Here is a 23036-nt window from a genome sequence, read left to right on the forward strand (position 1 = left end):
TGAGCAAGAAGCCCCCACTTCAAAATTAGAGATTTAAGTGGTGGGAGTATGTCACATTGCCAATCATGCTCAATTTCATCTGCAACTTGCTTGTTTTTTAGGATGAAGATACTTCTCTACACAAAAATACATCATCAGCTTGCTTCTTCTTATACTTGAGGATGTTTTCTGTTGTCAAAACGCATCTTCATTCGCTGAATTTTCGACCTTGCAGATACATCATCGATCAATGCCATAACATCCGGTAGTTATATAGCTTGAAAAATCAGCTTTTCAGGATTGATAAATGGTTTCCGTGTTCTCTTTTTCACGGTCTGATTCTAAAATCCGCTTAATGTCCTCAAGGCTTTCAGCAAAATAAATCCCTTCCTGCCGTTCTCTGGAAGAAAGCCCATTTTCAATCATATGGTCCAGAAGCATTTTTAAACCATTATAATAACCGTCCAGATTATAGAGAATGCATGGGGCGTTCAGATGTTTTAAAGATACCTTTGACATGACTTCGGAGATTTCTTCCAGTGTTCCTGTTCCTCCGGGGAACGCAATAAAGGCGTCTCCCAGCTGGATCATTTTAGTCTTACGCTCTGTCATATCTTTAGTCACGATCAGTTTGGTCAATCCATCGTGCTGGATCTCGCTGTCAATAAAGAACTGTGGTTCAACACCTGTTACTTCACCGCCTGCATTCAACACACTGTCGGCAATTGCACCCATCAACCCGGATTTGGAACCGCCGTAGACCAGCGCATTTCCGCTGGTGCCGATCCATTGTCCTAATTCCTGGACTGCGCTTTGCAGCCGTGGGTTATTTCCTTTATTTGCACCAAGATAGACAGTAATATTCATCTGAGATTTCCTCCAATACGATTTGCGATTTCCGTTAATATGATTTGCGATTTTCATCAATACTATCTGCGATTGTCGCCAATGCTATTTTGAATGGTTTGAGGACAAATGCTCTGGTAATATAAAAAATCATGCTTATATGGATTGTTCCGTACTTTGCACTTGCCACTGTAATCATATTATGCAAAGAAGCTGAGGCATTGTCAATGGTTCACAGATTTTGAGGTATTGCAGAAATATTGCACAAATGAAATGAATATTAAGTATAGTTCTAACTATATAAACAATACATGAAAATCAAGCATTATACAATAAAAGTGCTTATTGTGTATAAAAATGATTTTATAATGAATATAAATACAGAAACAGAGCGATAAAGTACATAAAATGATTGAAAATCGGATGAGATTTAGATATAATAAATATACATGCAGAGAGTAGCAGTAATATTTCTCGGAGGATGGAAATATATATACTGATGCATCTGAAACCAGGAACCAGGAACCAGGAACCAGGGAACCTGGCAACTGAAAACCGGAAAAAGGAAACTGAAAAGGAATAGGAAGAAAAAGAAAGAGGTGAAAGTATGAAGAGAAAACGACTTCAAAAAATGATTGCTTTGGCGGTTTGTACAGCTGTGATAACGACCATGGGTGGTTTTTCTGTGGCTGCAGAGGAAGTCTGCGAAGTGGCTGCGGATGAAGAGACCGTCACAGATGTGCCGGCAGAGCCTGAGACAGAAGACATCTTCCAAGAGGTTGGCGAGGATGAAGAACAGCTGTTTCAGCAGATCCAGGAGGGGAATGAAGAGACCGATGTTCTGTTTGGCGATGGAACTGTTATAGAGGAATTCTCTTCCGGAGAAGCGACAACGGATCTTCAGTATGGAAGTCTGAGCAAGGTATATCTGGATCCTGCCAGCGGTTCAGATACCAACAGCGGAGAAGCCAGTAATCTGGCAGTTAAGACGATGGATCAGGCTTTATCCCTGATTGAGGAGAATGGAACAATTTATCTGAAAAGCAGTCTTACGCTGAATGACAAAAAGGATCATCGTTGGTCGAAAGTAACGATTCGTCCGGCAGATGCTTTGGCAAATGATGCGTCTAAACCAATGATACAGGTCAAAATGGGTACCAACCTGGCACTTGATGAAGTGCATATCAACAATATCAAAGAATCCGGGGATTCCTGGATTGGCAAGACTCTGCTGGAAAAAACAGGTGAAGGTGTACTGACCATAGGTACAGGCACTACGCTGGTATGTGACGCGAAGGTCAAGCATGCGATTTACACAAATAAAGAATCTGGTGCGTATGATACGTATGCTACTTTGAGGATAAACGGTGGATCGATCCAGGGAGCCGACAGGACGAATTATGATGAACAGACCGCATTGGTTACAGTATGGTATGGGACAGCGGAGATGAGCGGCGGATCGATTACCGGGAATACAGCAGATTACGGTGGCGGCATTTATTTATATAAGGCTCGTTTTTTCATGAGTGGCGGACAGATCTCCGATAACAAAGCAAAGTATGGCGGAGGCCTCTATGGGGAAAACGGCTCCACCGTGACGCTTTCCGGCGGCCGTATTGCGGATAATCAAGCCGGTGACGGCGGTGGTGTTTTTCTATGGGCGTCAGACCTTAAGATGAATCGTACAGAACCGGATGGACAGCCCTGCGTGATCGAAAATAATACTGCAACTGCAGATACTCTTAATTATTGTTATGGCCAGGGTGGCGGTGTTTATTTAGGCGATGGGAGAGCCCTGCTGGGCAAGGGTACCATACAGGGAAATAAGGCTGAACCACAAATTGAATATGATGAAGATGGAGAAGTGATGAGTTCTGCCGGCGGCATGGGCGGCGGTGTTTATGCCTTTAATGACAGCATTGAGCTGACTGCCGCACGGATTTGCAATAACCAGACATATACAGGCGGTGGCATTTTTACGCAGAGTACAGAAGTGATAGATGCATTGAAGATGACTGGCGGCGAGATCACAGGGAATGCGGCAGCCCGTATGGGAGCAGGCATCTGCGCCAGTCTGTGGTATCCGAATGATTATTATGATGGCAGCGGACAGGTGATCCCTCATCTGAATATGGATCTGGAGATCAGTGGCGGCAAGATCAGCGGCAATATGTCAGGAGAAGGCGAAAATGCGGATGAAAATGCAATTACCCTGGATCTGGTCTGCTATTCTGAATTTGATGAGAATGTGAAATTCCCAACCCTGCATCTTAGCGGTTCACCGGAGATCAAAGGATATGTGATGCTGATGGATTATTCTGATCCAGTATGCAGTCCCAGGGTAGTGGTTGATGATGCCTTTACACCAGTTAATCCTGTAGAGATGAAAGGCGGTTATTGTGAGCCTGGTGTGGTGGCAGTGAAATGGAAGGATGGATTAACACCGGATGCATCCCTTTTTACCGTTGACAAAGGATTTGGCTCCGAATTAAAGCTGGACGGGCAGACCTTGACATGGGTAGAAAGAGTAAAGGTTACTTTCTACTGGATAGAAAAACAGGGTGACAGGTATTATCAAAGAAATAAAAATCTATATATCGTACCAGGAAATAAAGTGGATCCGTCAGAAATCCCAGCTCAGACAGAGCTTCCAGGATATACGTTCAAAGGATGGGTAGATGTTGACGATCATGACTGGACGCCGGATATGGAGATCACCGAAAGGATCAGGCTGTACGAAAATTGGTCGTTGAATGCTCCGTCTGTAACATTAACAGCAGACAGGGAGAACAGCTGCTTTACCTTACCTGTAACACTGACTGCCCGGGCATCTCATGAAATAAGCACAGCAAAATTAACTTATCAGTGGTACAAGGATGGTACTTTACTTGATGGGCTGACAGAGGCAGAGTGTAAGGTATCAGAGCCAGGCGAGTACAAAGTAGTGGTTACAGTCACGAGCGGCACTTTTACTGCAACGAAGGATGCGGTGCTCACTATTTCCCAAAAGGACCACGAATATACATGGAAATTTGATGATAAGGCACATTGGCAGATCTGCAATCTGGATGGTGAGACGACAGAGTCCAAAGGCCATACCTTCGGTGAATGGAAGGTTGTAAAGGAAGCTGCTGTATCAGTTACGGGAGAAAAGGAACGCACATGTACGGTTTGCGGATATAAGGAAACAGAGGTGATCGCAGCACTTCCGGCTCCAACACCTACGCCTGCAGTGGCACCTCCAACACCGACTCCTGTACCGGCACAGGCTCCGGTTCATCTCTCCAGTCTTACAAGTAAGAAGACATCTATAACTATAAAATGGAATAAGATCAAGGGCGCTTCCGGATATAAGATTTACGGAAGCAAATGCGGCAAAGATTACAAACTTCTGAAAACAGTAAAAGGAAGCACCACCAAATGGACTCACAAAGGCCTTAAGGCAAATACCTATTACAAGTATTATGTGGCTGCATACAAGACGGTAAATGGCAAACAGACCATTCTTTCCAAAACACCGGCTATGCATATTCCAACAACCGGTGGCAAGTTCAGCAAAGTAACGGCTGTTAATGTTAAGAAAGAAAGCATTACCCTGAAAAAGGGCAGGAAGGCATCCGTTAAGGCCAGTGTAGTGAATTCAGATGGAAAAATCGTAAAACATGTGGCTGTACTGCGTTATATGAGCAGTAATAAGAAAGTGGCAACAGTGAACAGTAAGGGAGTGATCACTGCCCAGGGAAAAGGCAAGTGTACGATTTACTGTTATGCCCAGAATGGACTTCGCAAGAGTGTGAAGGTAACTGTAAAGTAGGCTCAGCAGAGGCACCTGGCAGAGAACTTCGGTTTTCCGCCAGGTGTTTTTGGTTGATGAAAGCTTTACAATACCAAAAGGGATAAGGAAAAAACTATAAGTAATAACAGGTAAAATGAATTATACAAACCATTTTTCCTTTGCTATCATTATATCAGCTTATAAATAATATAAAATTGATAGGAATAAGAGGGATTAAAATGGCGAGAGAAATAGAAACAAAGTGCCTTCACTTAGAAGAAGAGGAAGGCTGTTGTAACAATTATGGATCCATCAGCTATCCGATTTACCAGACAGCAACCTATGCACATGAAGGAGTGGGCAGAAGTACAGGTTTTGATTACAGCAGATTACAGAATCCAACAAGAGAGCATCTGGAAAAGGTGGTGGCATCCCTGGAGAACGGCATTGATGCACTGGCCTTATCTTCAGGAATGGCAGCAATCTCCCTGTTGATGGAGATTTTTAAGCCAGGGGATCACCTGATTGCAGATGCAGATCTGTATGGGGGAAGCATCCGGCTTTTTGACCATGTATCTTCCAAGAACGGAATTTCTTTTTCAAGGGTGGACTGTCATAAGGTGAATGTGGAAGATTATATTCAGGAAAACACAAAAGCCATCTATATTGAAACACCTACCAATCCCATGATGAATGTAACAGACATTCAGGAACTTTCTAAGATTGCCAGAAAGCATGATTTGCTGCTTATTGTAGACAATACCTTCTTATCTCCTTATTTCCAGAATCCGCTGGATCTTGGGGCAGACATCGTGGTACACAGCGGCACCAAATATCTGGGCGGACATAACGATACACTTGCCGGATTTCTGATAACAAACAGGGAAGACATTAGTGAGAAATTTCGTTTTCTGATCAAAACAACCGGCGCTGGGCTGGCTCCACTGGACAGCTGGCTGCTCCTTCGGGGTATCAAGACATTGGGTGTGCGTATGGATCGTGCCCAGGAAAATGCCATTGCCATTGCACATTGGCTGAAAAAACAGAAAGCAGTGACCAAAGTGATCTATCCGGGACTTCCTGAGCACCCTGGATATGAGCTTATGAAAAAGCAGGCCAGAGGCTTTGGCACAATGCTTACTTTCCAGCTGGAAAGTAAAGAATTTGCTCTTGCAATTCTGGAAAATGTCCGTATGATTAAATTTGCAGAAAGTCTTGGAGGAGTGGAAACACTGATCACTTATCCAACTACACAGACCCATGCAGATGTTCCAAAAGAGATCAGGGAAAAGAACGGGATCACAGAAGCGACCCTGCGTTTATCCGTTGGTATTGAAAATATCAAAGACCTGATCGCTGAACTGGAAAAAGTATTCAAAGAGACAGAAGGAGAACTTTATGCCAGAGAGAAATCTTGATTTTGACAGGATCATTAACAGAAAAAACACCAATTGTCTAAAATATGACTTTGCAGAAAAAAGGGGTATGCCGGCAGATGTGCTGCCGCTGTGGGTGGCAGATATGGATTTTGAAACATCTTCCTATATAGAGGATGCACTTGTAGAACGTGCAAAAGAGGGAATCTTTGGATACAGTGAAGTGAAAACACCTTATTTTGAAGCAGTACATAACTGGATCCGGGAACGTCATGGATGGGATACCAGGGAAGAGTGGCTTGTAAAGACGCCAGGCGTGGTGTTTGCTCTTGCCATGGCTGTAAAAGCTTATACAGAGCCAGGGGACAGTGTACTGATCCAGTCTCCGGTTTATTATCCGTTTTCTGAAGTGATCACGGATAATAACAGAAAGGTAGTCAGCAATGATCTGCACCTTGGAGAAGATAACCGCTATCATATGGATTTTCAGGATTTTGAGAAAAAGATCGCAGATGAAAGGATAAAGCTTTTCTTTTTGTGTAATCCCCATAACCCGGTAGGCAGGGTATGGACGAAAGACGAACTGATCCGTGTGGGAGATCTTTGTGTGAAATACGGAGTGACGGTAGTCAGCGATGAGATCCACCAGGACTTTGTGTTCAAGGGAAAACATCAGGTTTTTGCAGGGCTGAAAAAGAAATATGAGGATATTACGGTTACTTGTACAGCGCCAAGCAAAACCTTTAATCTGGCAAGTATGCTTATTTCCAATATTTTTATTCCCAATCCAGGTTTGCGCCGCAGGTTTCGGAAGCAGATGGACGCAGCTGGCATGAGCCAGCTGGGTATCCTTGGGCTGGTGGCCTGTGAAACTGCATACACAAAGGGCAGTCAGTGGTATGAAGCCATGCATGCATATGTGAAAGAAAATATTGAATTTACCAGAAAATATGTGGAAGAAAAGCTGCCAGGCGTGAAGATGACAGACCATGAAGGAACCTATCTGGTATGGCTGGACTTCAGGGAAACAGGACTATCTGTGGAGGAATTGGAGCATCGGATCATCTACAAAGCCGGTCTGTGGCTGGACAGCGGGACGATCTTCGGCGATCTGGGGCGTGGATTTCAGAGAGTGAATGTAGCCTGTCCCAGGGCGACTCTGACAGAGGCACTGGAACGGATCCGCCGGGCCTTCATAGATTAAGAAGGTTTTGGGTTATTCACTGTATTAAAAGAAATGTTAGATATTTACCCAAAATTTACAAATGTACACAGTGAATCTTTGTATAAATAGGTTGAAATGCATGAAAATACTTGAAATAGCTGGGATAAAATGGTATTCTTACACTAAATGCAGGAGGATCATTTTGTAGACATATGAAAGAAATGTGGATCATATAATAATTGTATGTCCGCAGATTTGTATGCAAGATGATACCTATGCAGAATTCTTTTCTAGGAGGGAAAGCAATGAAGAAAGATCTTAAAACTCTTAACAGATCACTGGCAATTGCCATTGCAGCAGCAATGACTATGACATCTGTTCCAAGCACACTTTTTGCTGCTGATTTTACAGACAGCGATGTGGCAGTAGAAGCAGTTGAGCCAGAAGAGACAGAGGCACCGGTGGATGTAGAGGAAGAGCCGGCAGTAGAAGAAGCAACAGAGTTCAGCAGCGATGCGGCAGAAACAGAGGATGTTTTCTCTGATCATGTATCCGAGGAGGCAACCGTAGATACTGCAGATGTACAGGTTGGTACTCCTGGCACACCTGCTAAGGTAACCGGTCTTTATATTGACACAGATAAGGATTATGTGTCTTCTCCGGTGCTTCGCTGGAATACAGTAGAGGGTGCATACAAATATGAATTTGCTGTAACAGATGCAGCCGGGAATGAGTATGGATATGTTTCCACGGACAGCAAGACTGGCAAATATGTGTTTAGATATGCTTCTAAGGATTGGGCCAGTGCAATGCCATCATATGACGTGACTAATCTGGCAGGACAGTATGCATATAAGATTGCAGCAGATGGCTCTGATTACGAGAGTATATATGCAGATGCAGAGAAGAAGGTACTTCTTAAATCTCTTTCAGCTGGACAGACTTATAATATCCGTGTACGTGCAGTGAACCGTTATCAGGATCCTGCAACTCCAAATGCAGAGGCTGTAGAGACTGTTGGTGAGTGGTCTGATCCGGTAGTTTACGCAGTTCCTGCAACATATGCTCCTGTACAGCTTACCAATTTAAGATATGCATCTGAGGATGATGATAATCTGTATTTTGCATATGATGGTGCTGTTACAGCAGGATCTGTTCATGGACAGTACACATCCGATCCAGATTATGCAAATCTGTATGAATGGGAATGGGAGGATGCATATGCAGATGCATCCAAGACTACATTGGCTATTTCCAAGAGTGATCTTGAAAGCGGAAAGACCTATTATCTCCGTGTGATCAACCGTGTAAATGGTAATTCCCTCACAGATGCACAGGGCAAGGACGTTTGGTCTAATGTAATTGCATTCACCTATACTGCAAAACAGGCAGATCCACTTAAAACAATTACAGGCCTGACCATGTACAACGAAGGACGAGATTCCTACAGTTTCCGTTTTGATCCGGTGCTTGAAGAAGATGATAAATGGGAACTTCAGTGGTCCAAGGATCCAAACTTTGTAACGGATGTACAGAGCAGCGCTAAGGGTACTTATGTATCAAAATATTCTATGGAAACAGGTGCGACATATTATGTAAGAGCCATTACTTATAAGTATGGCGCAAAGGGTATAGAGTATGGTACACCGTCCAATATCGTTACGATTGTCAAAGCAAAAGAGCCTACCGCATCCAATCTGGTTCTTGCTGAAAAGACAGAAGACGGATATGTTTTCAAATATACTGGAAATATTAAGCTTCCAAACAGCGGTATCCAGTTGTGGATCTCCAAGGATCCTGGATTTTCAAATAATCCTTCACTGACCAAGCTGAGAACAAATTCCGATGGCGAGGAACAGTTTACTCTCTATAACAGTTATTTTGAGCCAGGCTATACTTACTATGTATGTATCAGACCATACAGTGAAGACAGCAGCCTTGAAGATTCCAATAAGGCAGATGAGACATGGTATGGAGCATTTTCCAATACTGTAACCGTATCTCCAAAGGTTTCTGATGTAAACGTAACTGCAGAGGTTGCTTCTACAAGCATTACTCTTACTGCAACTGCAGAGGATCCTTCTTACGCAACAGGATATCAGTTCCAGAAGAAGGTTGGCAAGAAATACCAGAATCTTGGAAAGACTACAAATGGTATTTACACAGATAAGAAGCTGAAACCTAATACTGCTTATACTTACCGTGTACGTGCTTACTATGTAAGCGAGAAGACAGGCAAGACTTCTTATGGTGCATGGAAGACGTATACAACTCTTACCTGGGGCGGCAATCTGAATGTGAGAGCAGTTGCAAAAGGTAAGACATCTGTAAAGCTTACCTGGAATAAGCTGAAAGGCGCACAGGGATACGAGGTATTCCGTACTGTAACAGATTCCTATGGAAAGAGCTACAGCGCAGACCAGGGAAGAACCAATACCTATGAAAAGTGGACACTTGTAAAAGACATCAAGAAAGCATCCGCAAAGACCTACACTGTGAAACGTCTTGCTGCAGGACAGGATTACAGATTTAAAGTACGTGCATACAAAGTTGTAAATGGAAAGAAATACTATATTGAAGACGAAGATAGCTGTACATTAGATTTTGCATTATGGATTGTTTCCAGCAAGCAGAATGCAAATGGTACATTAAAACTTACCTGGAATCCGGTTTATGCTGGTAATGGCTATCTGATTGAGAAGAAAAACCGGGATACAGGCGTATGGGAAGCATATAAGACTATTACAAGGGCAGCAACTTCTTCTTTTACCTTCCCGGCAGCAAATGGACAGACAGATACTTACAGGATCCGTGCATATAAGAACGGTAACCCGAAGACCTACACTGAGGACTACAGCTTTGAGGTAGATCCATATCTGGCAGCACCTACAGGCGTAAAGGCGACTGTAAATAAAGCAGACGGAAGCATTACTGTTAAATGGAATCCGGTAGCAGGCGCTGATTACTATGAAGTATACAGAACTACAAGAGCTGCATCCACATATAACAAGGATACCAAGACATATTCATATTCATATGGATATGCCAATAGGCTGGACAATTGGGTTGTTGATGCTAATTCCAAATATGGTTATAAGGTTTCTGATGAGGATCTGACAGCTACCACCACCACTGACAGAAAAGTATCATATGTGAATGGCAACGGCATTGAGCAGACATGGTATGAAGGACCGAAGGCAGGCGTTAAGTACTACTATTATGTAGTTGCTGTTAAGAATGGTACTGCTTATGCGGTTAAAGACAGCGGTAAGACTATCGAAAGCGGAAACAGTGCAGCTGCAGCAGCAACTGTAACAAATGTAACAGTTGCAAAGACAAAGATCACTTCCGGCAAAGCAACAAAGGGCAAAGTTACCCTGAAATGGAAGAAAGTTGCAGGAGCAGCTGGATATGAAGTATACCGTTCCACAAAGAAGGGCAGCGGATATACCAAGCTGGCTACTATCACAAAAGGCTCTACTGTGAAGCTTACAGACAAGACTGTAAAGGCTGGAAAGAAATACTACTACAAAGTACGTGCGTATAAGGCAAACGAGGCTGGTGTAGATGTATATGCAGCTTATTCAGCAGCAAAAGCAGTAAAAGCAAAATAATAGATGCACAAGGCAGAAGCGATCTGCCAGGGCATTCACAGATGTATCAGAAATGATGAAGAACCGTCGCAGGTATGTGCCTGCGGCGGTTTTTTGAAGAGGAGAAAGCAAGATGAAGATGATCACAGATCTGCATATCCATTCCAGGTATTCTATGGCAACCAGTAAAGACGGAAATCCGGAAAATCTGGATCTTTGGGCAAGAAAAAAGGGGATCAGTCTTATTGGAACAGGAGATTTTACCCATCCTGCATGGAGAGGGGAACTTTTGGAAAAACTGATTCCTGCAGAGGATGGATTGTACCGTTTGAAAGAGGAGTATGTGGCTTTGGAGGCCAAAAAGTATCCGGGAGAAGCACCCAGGTTTGTGATCACCGGGGAGATCAGTTCTGTTTATAAAAAGTATGGGAAGTCAAGAAGAGTTCATAATGTACTTATACTTCCAGGGCTGGAAGCTGCAGATCAGCTGTCAAGCAGACTTGAAAAGATCGGAAATATCCATTCAGACGGAAGACCTATCCTGGGCCTTGACAGCCATGATCTTCTTGAGCTTATGCTGGATACCTGTCCGGAGGGAATGCTGGTACCTGCACATATATGGACACCGCATTATTCAGTATTTGGCGCATTTACCAGATTTCAAAGTATGGAAGAATGTTTTGGCGATCTGACATCTTATGTGCATGCTGTGGAAACGGGGTTATCTTCAGATCCGGCTATGAATTGGCAGTTATCCTCACTGGATGCTTATCAGCTGATTTCCAATTCGGATGCTCATTCTCCGGGAAAGCTGGGGCGGGAGGCAAATCTTCTGGATATAGACAGATCCTATAAGGGGCTGTATCAGGCAATCCAGAAGGGGCAGGGGCTTGACGGAACGTTGGAATTTTTTCCTGAAGAAGGAAAGTACCATTACGATGGACACCGAAAATGTGGGATCTGCTTAAGCCCTGAGGAAACAGAGCAATACCATGGGCTTTGCCCGGTTTGTGGGAAAAAGCTGACGATTGGCGTAGAACACAGGCTACAGGAACTGGCGGATAGGAAAAAAGGCTTTGTACCAAAGAATGCCAGACACTTTGAGAAGCTGGTGCCTTTGCCGGAAGTGATCAGTCAGGTTATGGGATTTTCACCAACAAGTAAAAGGGTTCAGGCAAAATACCAGGAACTGTTGAAAAGTCTGGGATCAGAATTTGACATTTTACGGCAGGTTCCGCTGGAAGACCTTAAAAAAACAGGCGGCGAATTGCTTAGTGAAAGTATTGGATGTATCCGAAGGGGAAATGTGATCTGTCATCCTGGGTATGATGGAGCGTATGGGACTATAGAATTCGGAAACTGAGCAGAAATAAGGAATACGTAACTGTAAAGCTATGTCTTAAAACCAGGAGGAAATAAGGGGAAATGGCGGTAAAAATTGGTATTATCTCAGATACTCATGGCCTGTTGCGGCAGGAAGTTGTGGAGAATCTGAAAGACTGCAGGTATATTCTGCATGCAGGAGATGTGACAGATCCTGGAATTTTGGATCAACTGCGGGTAATGGGGGATTTGTATGCAGTTCAGGGAAATAATGATAGAAGCTGGCAGCGTCCGCTTGCCCAAAGTCTGTGGTTTGAGATTGAAGGTGTCCGCTTTTTTATGGTGCACAATAAAAAAGATGTGGCCTGGGATCTGAAAGACCGACAGGTGGTTATTTTTGGACACAGCCATAAATATTTCCAGGAAATAATTGATGGCCGGTTGTGGCTGAATCCGGGAAGCTGCGGCCATTCCCGTTTTGGAGGAGATGTGACCATGGCTGTAATGATTGTAGAAAATGGAAGCTATCAGGTGGAAAAAATCGTGATTCCCACAGTTGCAATTTAAAAGGGACGGAGTATAATAAAAAAACGCAGAAAGTTGTGGCAGATATAAGGAGGGTTGATGTGGATAAAAAGGAATCCAATGTGGATAAAAAGAAATCTGATGTGAATAAAAAGAAAGCCGATGTGAAATTTATTGTTGGAATGGTGATCCTGGTGGCTGTGATGGCAGTTATGTGCGGATCTTTCTGGAAGGTGGTATCTATGCAGGCCGCCAAAGATAAGGAAGATGAGGCCAGACAGGAGCAGGAGGCAATCCGGGCGATCTGTGTAGAGGCAGGAGATGGACTGAAGGAGCAGGTATTTGTGGACATGACTACAAAGACTGTATTCAAGGCAGATATTCCATCTGAGGGGATCTATAACCGTAATGGAAAACTGGTCCAGGGAGATGTACTGGAAAATGGAGATATGGTAAAGATTTATGGAGATTCGGTGATGACCAGATCTATACCCGCTCAGTATCCAGGAGTTACAAAAATGCAGAGGATGGGACGGGCAACTCTGGAGGAAGCCCAGCCATATCAGCAGATCGTGGATGATCTTATGGCATCAACAAAGGTTGTAACAGAATAAGCTGTTGTGAATTTCTGAATATTACAAAATTATATTATATACGAAAGAAAGTGTGCACAGAATGAAGTTTTTAAGACAATTTGGAATTATCTTACTGTTATCAGCTCTTGGGGAGGGGCTTCATGCCTTGCTTCCCTTGCCTGTACCTGCCAGTGTATATGGACTGGTACTGATGCTGGCTGCGCTGATGACTGGTATTATAAAAGTAGGGCAGGTAGAGGAAACGGCGGATTTTCTTATTGAGATCATGCCGGTGATGTTTGTACCGGCAGGTGTAGGATTATTGAATGCCTGGGGGGTGTTGCAGCCAATCTGGGTGCCGGTTGTTATGATCACAGTGATCACTACAGTGATCGTGATGGTAGTAACCGGAAGAGTAACACAGACTGTAATTGAAAAAGACAGAAAGGGACATGACAGCAAATGACGAATTTTATAGAGAACTCCGTGTTTTTAGGTGCAGTGTTAAGCCTTGTGGCATATGAAGCAGGCATGCTTCTGAAGAGAAAATTCAAACTTGCCATATTTAATCCTCTGCTGATCGCGATTCTGTGTGTGATGGGTGTGCTTTCCCTGCTTGGTGTTGATTATGATACCTACAATGAGGGAGGCAAATATATCAGTTATCTTCTGACCCCGGCAACGGTGTGTCTGGCAGTGCCGTTATACCGTCAGATGAATCTTCTGAAGAAGAATATCAAGGCTGTGGTTCTTGGGATTGTTTCAGGTGTACTGGCAAGCCTTGTAAGTGTACTTGCTTTGGCATGGTTATTCGGGCTTTCTCATGAGGAGTATGTTACGCTTCTTCCAAAGTCCATTACAACAGCGATTGGAATGGGTGTATCTGAGGAACTGGGGGGCATTGTAACCATTACAGTAGCAGTGATCATTATTACAGGTGTTCTGGGCAACATGATCGCAGAAGCTGTGTGCCGGATCGCCAGGATCAATGAGCCTATCGCCAAAGGGCTGGCTCTTGGTACTTCTGCTCATGCCATTGGTACTGCAAAGGCGATGGAGATGGGAGAAGTGGAAGGCGCTATGAGCAGTCTGGCCATTGCAGTGGCAGGGCTTCTTACAGTGGTGGGAGCTTCTGTTTTTGTTCAGTTTTTATGATGATACCGATCTATGGCTGTCAGGACTACGGTTCTGGCAGCTTTTTCGTATCTTTTTTGTGGCAGGCATTACAGTTGATATGATGTTGTGGGTAAAAGCCTAAGGCAATGATACCTATGGACTGTTTCGTGCTATGCACTCCAACAATCCTACCCTGGTATCGTGATACATAAAAACGAACAAATATTCGAACATAAAATTGTAGAATATTGACAAAATAAACAAATGTTCGAAAAAGAAGAATTTATGCCGTTTTATTGTACTGAATATGTGATATACTCTCAATAAATAGAAAATATGTTCTGAAAATATGTTCGAAAATTAAGCGAAATAAGGGGAGAGAGTATATGTGGGGATCAGAGAAAAGTACAGGCAGACGGGAGATGGCATTTGCACAGGGGACAGTTTCCGGTATGACCAGGAAGTCCGGTGCACACAGAAAGGGGGAGAAGCTTTCCAGGAATATGGCTATGTTTCTCGGTATTATTTTGACTGCGGAGATTATGATCGCAGGGGCCATGGTATTTAATTTTGATTTTAAGGGCGCAGATGTTATTGCCCTGATATTTGCATTTATGGTATTATATTCTGGAGTTGTGGCAATGCTCACAGATAAGTAGGAGATGTGTAGATGCCGAAGTCATTTCATCAAAAGATCAAAATATTATATTTAATGCAGGCATTTTTAGAACGTACAGACAAAGAGCATCCGATGACAATGAAGGATCTGCAGGCATATCTGGCCAATGCAGGGATCAGTGCAGAGCGCAAGACCGTTTATGACGATATAGAGAATCTGCGGGTGTTTGGCTTGGATATAGTGAATCGAAGGGAGAAACCTTCCGGTTTTTATCTGGCACACAGAGAATTTGAACTGGCAGAGCTTAAGCTTTTGGTAGATGCGGTGCAGTCCTCCAAGTTTATTACTTCAGGGAAGTCCAGACAGCTGATCAGAAAGCTGGAAGGTCTGGCCAGTGTACACCAGGCAAGGGAACTGCAGAGACAGGTCTGGGTAGAGAACAGGGTTAAGTCCATGAATGAAAGTATCTATCATAATATTGATCAGATCCATCAGGCGATATCCAGTGACCGTCAGATCTGTTTTCAGTATTGTGAGTGGACATTATCCAAGCAATTAAGCCTGAAGCGTAATGGGGAAAGATACAGGATCAGTCCCTGGAAGATGATCTGGAAGGATGAGAATTATTATCTGATCGGACTTGATGAGAAGAGCGGGATCGTGAAGCATTATCGGGTTGATAAGATGCTGAAGATATCGCTGGAGGCAGAAGCGCGCAACGGTAGAGAATTTTTTGAAAGCTTTGATGAGGCCAGATTTGCAGCAGGTACATTCGGTATGTTTGGTGGCCGGGAAGAGGCAGTGGGGCTGAAGTTTGAGAATCGTCTGGTAGGGGTGGTGATTGACCATTTCGGGCAGTCCACGATGATCATTGGTAAAGATGAGAATCATTTTTCCATAAAGGTTCGTGTGAATGTAAGCGGGCAGTTTTTTGGCTGGCTGGCAGGTCTTGGGGCAGGTGTGGAGATCATATCCCCTGAGAATGTACGTTGTGAGTACAGAGACTATCTGAAGAAGGCACTGGCTCATTATGAAGGATAACAGGATGACAGTAAAATCGCGATTATTAGAAATTTTAGAACAGCATAAAGGGGAAGTTTTGTCTGGTGAACATCTGGCTCAAGAACTGAACTGTACAAGGGCAGCGATTTGGAAAGGCGTTAAGTCCCTGCGGGAAGAAGGACACAGGATCCAGGCTGGACCTAATAAGGGATATATGTTAGAAGCAGACAGCAACCGGCTGTCTGTAGAGGGGCTGAAGCTTTATCTGGATCATCCAGATGTGATGGTACGATTGTACGACAGCGTCCCATCCACTAATCAGGCAGCCAAGCTGGCAGCAGTCAGTGGAGATGCTGGTCATGGTTCGCTGGTAGCTGCCCTGGAGCAGACAGAGGGCAGAGGCAGACGAGGCAGGAGTTTTTGCTCACCCAGGGAAGCTGGGTTATATTTCAGTGTTGTACTTCATCCGGGTGAGTCTCTGCAGGAGAGCCTTTTGATCACTACTGCGGCAGCAGTTGCTGTTTACAAGGCTGTTCTTGAAGTATGCGGCATATCTCTTGGAATTAAATGGGTCAATGATCTGTTCAAAGACGGAAAAAAGGTTTGCGGTATACTTACAGAGGCAATGACAGATTTTGAAAGTGGGAATATTGAGTCTGCTATTGTGGGGATTGGTCTGAATCTGTTTCCCGGAGAAGAAATTCCAGAGGAACTGGAAAATATTGCCGGAGCGTTGTATGATACAGAGGAAGAGGCTGGCAGAGCAGACAGGAACAGGCTGATGGCACAGATCGTAAATCATCTGCTGAAGGAAACCGAGGAGCTATCCCTTTCGCAGGTGTATATACAGCAGAATTTTATTTTGGGAAGGGAAATACAGATTCAGGATTCTGGAAATCTTCGGAAAGCTACTGCGATGGCCATATGCCCGGATGGCAGACTTCTAGTGAAGGAGGCTGACGGGAGTGAGAGCAAGCTGTCTTACGGAGAAGTATCAGTAGTCCTGCCGGAAGGATAGATAGCCAGACAAAAGTGGAGGATACAGTAGATGACAGAGACACAGAGACTATATTATGAAGACGTATATATCAGGGAATTTCAGGCACAGGTGTTGGCGTGTCAGGCTGCAGGGAAAGGATATGCGATTCTGCTTGACAGAAGTGCTTTTTACCCAGAGGGAGGCGGACAGCCCAGTGATCAGGGAGTTCTTGATTCAGTGAAGGTGACAGAAGTCCATGAGAAGGATGGAGAACTGCTTCACTATACAGATGCACCATTGGAACCAGGAACGCAGGTCACAGGAAGGATCAACTGGCAGCGCAGATTTGATCTGATGCAGCAGCATTCCGGAGAGCATATGGTTAGCGGTCTGGTACATCAGGCATATGGATATGACAATGTAGGCTTTCATATGGGCAGTGATGTGATTACTGTAGATTTTAACGGTATACTTACAGAGGCTCAGATTCGTGAGATAGAACAGCAGGTAAATCAAAAAATCTGGGAGAATGCTGCAGTTGAGATTTTCTATCCGGACAAAGATGCACTGGAAACACTGGATTACAGAAGCAAGAAGGAGCTTAACGGACAGGTAAGGATCGTGCGCTTCCCTGGTGTGGATACTTGTGCATGCTGTGGCACACATGTGGCATATACCGGAGAGATTGGCATGGTGAAGCTGCTTTCTGTAGAGAAGTTTCGGGAAGGAGTGCGTATGGAGATGATCTGCGGCCACCGTGTACTGGATTATCTGAATAAGGTGGATGACCAGAATCATCAGATTTCCATGCGTTTGTCTGCCAAATGTGACCGGACTGCGCAGGCAGTAGAACGGCTGCAGGAAGAGAATTTTTCTCTGAAAGGCCGTGTGCAGTCTCTGGAAGAGGGGATGTTTGCTGCAGAGGCAAATAAATGGGCAGGTAAAGGCAATGTACTTCTGTTCCAGCAGAATATGGAGGCTGATAGTCTGAGAAAGCTGACAGATGCAGTGATGCAGACCTGTGGAGGCCGATGTGCAGTCTTTTCATCCAATGCAGATGGCAGCTGTAAATATGCTATGGGTGAAAAGGCCGGGGATCTGCGCCAGTTGACAAAGGATATGAATAATGCCCTGAATGGCAGAGGCGGCGGCAAGCCATTCTTTGTACAAGGCTCTGTCCAGGCAGGAGAGGATCAGATCCGTGAGTTTTTCAGGGAACTGTAAGGAGAGGACAGATGTTTGGAGAATGTCATGCACATCTGATTATGGATGGCCTGAATTACCGCAGGGCAGTGGATCTGCATGCGGATGGGGTAAAGGATAAAGTTATACAGAGCCGATTTCGGCTGTATCAGGAACTGGGGATTCTGTTTGTCCGTGATGGTGGAGATGCAGGGATGGTATCCAAAAGGGCGAAGGAATTGTCAGGAGAATACGGGATTGATTATAGGACACCGGTATTTGCTATTCATAGGAATGGCCACTATGGTGGGATTGTGGGCTGCGGATTTGATACATTAAGAGAATATCATCAGAAGGTGATGGATGCCAAGGCTCTGGGAGCGGACTTTATTAAGATTATGACTACCGGGATTCTGGATTTTAACGATCATGGGAAGATTACCTGCCAGCCGCTGGATAAAGAAGAAGTAAAAGAAATGGTTCATATCGCCCATGAAGAGGGATTTGCAGTGATGAGTCATACAAATGGAGATTACGGAGTTCAAGCAGCCATTGAGGCCGGGGCAGACAGTGTGGAGCATGGGAATTATATAAGTGAAGAAACGATTTCCATGCTGGCAGATAGCAATACTGTGTGGGTGCCTACTCTTGTTACTGTGCGCAATCTTATGGGCAGCGGCAGATATGACAGCCAGATCCTTGCCAGGATTGCAGCACAGGGAGAAGAGAACCTGCGCCTGGCCTATCGGGCAGGCGTGAAAGTGGCACTGGGAAGTGATGGCGGTGCTTATATGGTTCCGCATGGATGGGGACTTATGGACGAATACCATGCATTTCTGGATATCCTTGGAACTTTGGCGAAGGTAGCGGAGATAGATGACTGGCTTACAAAGGGAGAGAAAGAGATCCGTGAGAGATTTAAAAGGGACGCCTGATATCAGGCGTCCTGGATTTTTATAGAAGTATAAATGTTGGATTCTCTGGAAAGAGCAGGGTCAAAGGTAATGTTGATGCCAGCACCTAAAGCGAGGCCGGATGTGGAAGTGTTTTGAGCATTTTCAGTCAGGCAGGTGACTACCGCACCGTCTCCGGTCTGGATGGTAACAGTATTGGCAGTTGTACCAAGGATTGTGCCGGATACTGTAAAGTTCATCTGATGCTGGCTCATGTTATCCGGGTTGTCTCCGGATACAGAACTGACTGAGATCCCTTCCAGGGATTCGCCAGAGAAATCTTCCCCTGTGTAATAAACAGAAACCCCTGAGCCAGGAGCGATTCCACCTGGGAAATAACAGGGCAGCTGGGACAGATCCAGATCTACGCTGGTACTGGAGGTATTTGGTAATACCTGAAGTACATTATTGGAAATACTCTGGATCACACCACGGAACTGTTTGGAAACAGTGGATGGATCCGGTTCTGTCTGATCATCAGATGGTTCTGGGGTAGGGGTGGGATCCGGAAGCTGGATAGGATCTATGTCAGAGATACTGACTACTTTTACATGGCTGGCATCAAGTACATTGGAAGCATCATCCCCGGATTTTCCGAATTTTCCCTTGAAATGTACATATACCCAGTTACCGGCAGCAATGCCATTCTGGTAATATTGCTGGGTACCTGTGATAGGATACGTAGCTGTCTTTCCGTTCTTGGCTTTTATGGTAATGGTATTAGGGGTAAGGCTGACGATGGCACAGTGCGCAGTCCGATCTTTCAGTTCTTCTGTTTTGTGGAATTCATCTACTACCTTTAAGGCTTTTACTGTACTGGTATCGCTGCCTGTATCAGAAAGCTGTCCCTCATAGATCACGCTGATCTCATCGCCGGAAATCATACCGTCAGAGCATTCCAGAGTGGCCTGAGATACATCAAAGGTATAAGTCTGTTCTTCTGTTTTTAATGTCAGCTGACTGCCTGTAAAATCCTGAAGCATTCCAGTGACTTCGTCCATATAAATCCGAGGTTTGTCAGAAACATTTTCAGAATCTGTATCAGGATCCTGATGATAGATATATTTTTCAACCAAATCTCCGGCAGTGCAGCCTGCAGCAGTAACAGTACAACATATGCAAAGACAGAGACAAATTAATTTTTTCATGGAAACCCTCCAATGAAGCAGTGGACCATTGCTGTGAACATGAAATCCTTATAAAAAATAATAAATCCGTTAATATTATAACAAAAACATATTGAAATTTCCAGATATTGTGATATAATCCGATTAAATAAATAATAGCGAAGTAGGAATTTATGCGTTAAGTGTTCATTGGCTGGGGAGTCGCCGTGAAACGAAAAGCATGCGAAAGGCTGCTTACGATATATTTTCCGCACCCGTTGCTACATATGAGAACATCTCATAATGTGGAGGGATTATTATTTATGGTAACTACTCTATTATCAAAAACATTATGGAGGTGTTTTTATTATGCAGAAAAAGCAAACATGGAACGTAAAAACATTGGTATTTATGGCACTTCTTGTTGCCATGCATCTGGTACTTACCAGAGTTCTGGTAATTGACCTGGGAGCATATCGCATTTCAGTAGGAAGTGTATGTACGATTCTGGCAGGATTATGGCTTGGACCAGTAGCAGGCGGTGTATGTGGATTTGCTTCCGATATTATCGGATGTTTTATGAAAGGATATGCTGTGAACCCATTTATTACTGTTGCTGCAATTCTCTGGGGCGTGCTTCCAGCGCTGGTAAGACCTCTTATTGCAAACAAAAAGAAAACCGGTAAGACTGTAGGAATCTGTGTGTCCATTGTTGTGACTGCGATTCTCAGTTCTCTTGTACTTACAACTGCCGGATTGGTAATCATGTTAGGATATAACTTCTATGCGATCATGCCGGGAAGACTGATCCAGTTTGCAATTATGATACCGATTTACTGTGTACTTACCTGCCTGTTGTATTTCAGCCCGCTGACAGCTATGGTTGCAGGCGATGTGGCTCAAGCAGTAATGAAAAAGAAAACCGTTTAATAATACAGCTACACAAATGCCGAAATTATTCGGCTGCTGAACTATAACGATTCCCCAAAATAAGATGCCGATACAGGATCCTTTCCACAGTATAAACTGTTGGATCGATCAAGTATCGGCTTTTTGTATGCGCTAAAACGACTTTGTTTATTTGGATGTGACTGGCTGGACACGGAACCAATAAGTATATATATATTGAAAACCAAGGGATGTATACAATGCTCTGGCAGGATCATTATCTTTTACAACCTGAAGATAAGCATTCTTGGCTCCACGTTGCTGTCCTTCGGCAAGAAGACCGGTACAGATCTGTCTGGCATACCCCCTATGGCGAAATTCTTCTTTCACATGAATGGCGTAGATGCCAATGTAATCCCGGTCCAGAATGCCAAGTCCGGTAGCGATGATCTTTCCGTTGTCCCAGATGGAGGCACAGATCGTATCCTTTACAATAGAGTGATACATGGAAGGAACAACTGCACGGTGGATAGGATTTGCAGTTCCTTTCAAGTCAAAAAGACTTTCAATCCAGACATCTGGAATATCGTCTGTAAAATTTACTTGGCTATAAGGATAACTTAAGTCTGCTGTGGAAGAAAGGTCTGTTACCATAACGTCTGTGGTATGCTGAATCTCATATCCGCGATTTTCAAGAACATAATCAAAATCAGGGGAAACCAGGGGACTGATCTTAAAAATCGCCGGGCTGCCAAGACGGCTGTACTCATTTTCACAGAAAGAGACTTTTTCCCTCCAGGATAACGTAGAAGTGCCGAATTGTTCCACACTGTTGGTTCGGTGTGTATAAAAATAGGAAAAACGGAGGATCCATCCGTCATAAAGTTCCATTTTGTGGGAAGGCCATGCATTTAAAGACATGTCTTCGATTTTTTTTATGCTAGTGTTCATAAATATATCATCATTCCAATCTTTTTTTTAATCCCTGTGTATTTGCGCTGCTGTGTCATACAGCGTATCACATAATTTTGATGCAATCAGGTGATGACCGGTACAGGTCAGATGTATGCCGTCTGTAGTGAGCTGGTCAATACCGTATCGCAGGGCCGCCTGGCTCAGTTCATCCTGCAGGAGAATGTAAGTAAGCCGTCGTGTGTGCGCTATTTCCTGGATCATGGAAGACATTTGACGGACATAGGGAATCCACAGACGGTAATGGGCAGGCCATGGAAAAACAAATGGCTCCATAAGAATGATCTGCCGGTGGGGTGAATACAGCTGCTCTAACAGCTGGTCATAATCTCTGGAAAAACGATTCATCATCTGTTCCTGCAAGGCGGATGTACGGCAGGTGTTCATCATTAGACCAATGTCATTAATCCCAATCAGAATGGTAATAATCTCTGGCTTCAGCGCTAGGTAAGAATTCGTATTCTGCAGCAGCCGGGAAAGGGTAAATCCGTCAATGCCTTTGTTAATGATCTGAAGATCAGGGGAAAATGGGGATAACTGATCCCATAATTGTTTTACATAACCGTTTCCCAGGGGCGGAGTCTGTAAAATCCGTCCGCAATCTGTGATACTGTCTCCAAGACAAAGTAAAGTAGTCATTATATGTCACTTTCTGTCAATGATGTAAAATAACATCTGCAACTGTGAATGGGTTGAACAGTCGGGAAGATGCACTAGTGGTACAATAAGCGGAAACTCTTATAAGTCGCAGGCACTGCTTTTATTATAACCGTTAATAAAGATAGTGGAAAGAGCAAATTTAAAGTATATGAAGGAATTAAAAATATGCCAATTAAAAATATGTGAAAGAATTTGAAGTATATGACGAAATGAAAAATATGTGAAATGGTTCCTGCAGTTTATTGTTTTTTTAGAATAAATACATAAAAATATACTGGACAAATCCAGGATACTGTTCTATACTCTTTTCATCAGCAGGGGCGAATCTTAGATCTGCTGATCCACCGGATATCTTCCGGTATCGAGAACCGTCAGTTCAGACGGTAATTTTCCTATTTTACT

18 protein-coding genes, 1 pseudogene and 1 riboswitch are annotated in these 23036 nt (G+C 43.9%); of the genes and pseudogenes, 15 read left to right on the forward strand and 4 right to left on the reverse strand.

The genetic code is table 11. The features are described 5' to 3' along the window. Positions 1–273: 273 nt before the first annotated feature. Complete coding sequence (locus G5B11_RS02600; protein ID WP_173726785.1) at positions 274–846, reverse strand: TIGR00730 family Rossman fold protein; 573 nt, start codon at positions 844–846, stop codon at positions 274–276. Positions 847–1432: 586 nt separating this feature from the next. Here G5B11_RS02600 and G5B11_RS02605 point away from each other — a divergent pair. The 14 genes and pseudogenes from G5B11_RS02605 to G5B11_RS02670 all read left to right on the forward strand — a co-directional run bounded on the left by G5B11_RS02605 (position 1433) and on the right by G5B11_RS02670 (position 18990). Continuing rightward, entirely contained in the window at positions 1433–4639 is a 3207-nt protein-coding gene (locus G5B11_RS02605) for an Ig-like domain-containing protein (protein ID WP_173726786.1), read from the forward strand. 200 nt (positions 4640–4839) lie between these two features. Further along, positions 4840–6018 carry a trans-sulfuration enzyme family protein gene (locus tag G5B11_RS02610; RefSeq protein WP_173726787.1) on the forward strand — a complete coding sequence of 393 codons (1179 nt, stop codon included), beginning with the start codon at positions 4840–4842 and terminating at the stop codon, positions 6016–6018. Further along, positions 5999–7180 carry a MalY/PatB family protein gene (locus G5B11_RS02615; RefSeq protein ID WP_173726788.1) on the forward strand — a complete coding sequence of 394 codons (1182 nt, stop codon included), beginning with the start codon at positions 5999–6001 and terminating at the stop codon, positions 7178–7180. The genes G5B11_RS02610 and G5B11_RS02615 overlap by 20 nt, the downstream gene beginning before the upstream one ends. Positions 7181–7446: 266 nt before the next feature. Next, on the forward strand, positions 7447–10755 hold the full coding sequence (locus tag G5B11_RS02620; protein WP_173726789.1) for a fibronectin type III domain-containing protein: 3309 nt from the start codon (positions 7447–7449) through the stop codon (positions 10753–10755). 112 nt (positions 10756–10867) lie between these two features. Further along, positions 10868–12082 (forward strand): annotated as a pseudogene (locus tag G5B11_RS02625) (endonuclease Q family protein); the annotation flags it as partial. A 77-nt stretch (positions 12083–12159) separates the two neighbouring features. After that, on the forward strand, positions 12160–12624 hold the full coding sequence (locus tag G5B11_RS02630; RefSeq protein ID WP_173726791.1) for a metallophosphoesterase family protein: 465 nt from the start codon (positions 12160–12162) through the stop codon (positions 12622–12624). Between the two features lie 59 nt (positions 12625–12683). Then, the gene (locus G5B11_RS02635) at positions 12684–13196 is read left to right on the forward strand and encodes a hypothetical protein (RefSeq protein WP_173726792.1); all 513 of its coding nucleotides are present in this window, start codon (positions 12684–12686) and stop codon (positions 13194–13196) included. 61 nt (positions 13197–13257) lie between these two features. Beyond that, positions 13258–13623 carry a CidA/LrgA family protein gene (locus tag G5B11_RS02640; RefSeq protein ID WP_158422757.1) on the forward strand — a complete coding sequence of 122 codons (366 nt, stop codon included), beginning with the start codon at positions 13258–13260 and terminating at the stop codon, positions 13621–13623. Further along, a complete protein-coding gene (locus tag G5B11_RS02645) occupies positions 13620–14312 on the forward strand; it encodes an LrgB family protein (RefSeq protein WP_173726793.1) in 693 nt (230 codons plus the stop codon). Before G5B11_RS02640 ends, G5B11_RS02645 begins: the two co-directional genes overlap by 4 nt. Positions 14313–14659: 347 nt before the next feature. Next, positions 14660–14932, forward strand: coding sequence for a hypothetical protein (locus G5B11_RS02650; protein WP_158422759.1), 273 nt, complete (start codon positions 14660–14662; stop codon positions 14930–14932). An 11-nt stretch (positions 14933–14943) separates the two neighbouring features. After that, a complete protein-coding gene (locus G5B11_RS02655; RefSeq protein ID WP_173726794.1) occupies positions 14944–15933 on the forward strand; it encodes a helix-turn-helix transcriptional regulator in 990 nt (329 codons plus the stop codon). After that, positions 15923–16912, forward strand: coding sequence for a biotin--[acetyl-CoA-carboxylase] ligase (locus G5B11_RS02660; protein WP_330603029.1), 990 nt, complete (start codon positions 15923–15925; stop codon positions 16910–16912). The genes G5B11_RS02655 and G5B11_RS02660 overlap by 11 nt, the downstream gene beginning before the upstream one ends. A 30-nt stretch (positions 16913–16942) precedes the next feature. Then, positions 16943–18097: an alanyl-tRNA editing protein gene (locus G5B11_RS02665; RefSeq protein WP_173726795.1), complete on the forward strand. Its 1155-nt coding sequence runs from the start codon at positions 16943–16945 to the stop codon at positions 18095–18097. 11 nt (positions 18098–18108) lie between these two features. Beyond that, positions 18109–18990, forward strand: coding sequence for an amidohydrolase family protein (locus G5B11_RS02670; protein ID WP_173726796.1), 882 nt, complete (start codon positions 18109–18111; stop codon positions 18988–18990). Between the two features lie 2 nt (positions 18991–18992). On the opposite strand, the gene G5B11_RS02675 is transcribed toward G5B11_RS02670, so the two are convergent. After that, complete coding sequence (locus G5B11_RS02675) at positions 18993–20156, reverse strand: hypothetical protein (protein WP_173726797.1); 1164 nt, start codon at positions 20154–20156, stop codon at positions 18993–18995. A 136-nt stretch (positions 20157–20292) separates the two neighbouring features. After that, positions 20293–20397, forward strand: a riboswitch (THF riboswitch). An 86-nt stretch (positions 20398–20483) separates the two neighbouring features. Between G5B11_RS02675 and G5B11_RS02680 the strand changes: the two genes are divergently transcribed. Next, the gene (locus tag G5B11_RS02680) at positions 20484–21044 is read left to right on the forward strand and encodes a folate family ECF transporter S component (RefSeq protein WP_158422764.1); all 561 of its coding nucleotides are present in this window, start codon (positions 20484–20486) and stop codon (positions 21042–21044) included. Between the two features lie 147 nt (positions 21045–21191). Here G5B11_RS02680 and G5B11_RS02685 read toward each other — a convergent pair whose 3' ends face one another. Together G5B11_RS02685 and G5B11_RS02690 are read right to left on the reverse strand one after the other, a co-directional pair. Beyond that, positions 21192–21953: a GNAT family N-acetyltransferase gene (locus G5B11_RS02685; protein ID WP_158422765.1), complete on the reverse strand. Its 762-nt coding sequence runs from the start codon at positions 21951–21953 to the stop codon at positions 21192–21194. A 27-nt stretch (positions 21954–21980) separates the two neighbouring features. Beyond that, on the reverse strand, positions 21981–22613 hold the full coding sequence (locus G5B11_RS02690; protein WP_173726798.1) for an SGNH/GDSL hydrolase family protein: 633 nt from the start codon (positions 22611–22613) through the stop codon (positions 21981–21983). Positions 22614–23036: the final 423 nt, after the last annotated feature.

It is taken from the genome of Blautia glucerasea (genome assembly GCF_013304385.1).
Lineage (GTDB): Bacteria > Bacillota > Clostridia > Lachnospirales > Lachnospiraceae > Blautia_A > Blautia_A ammoniilytica.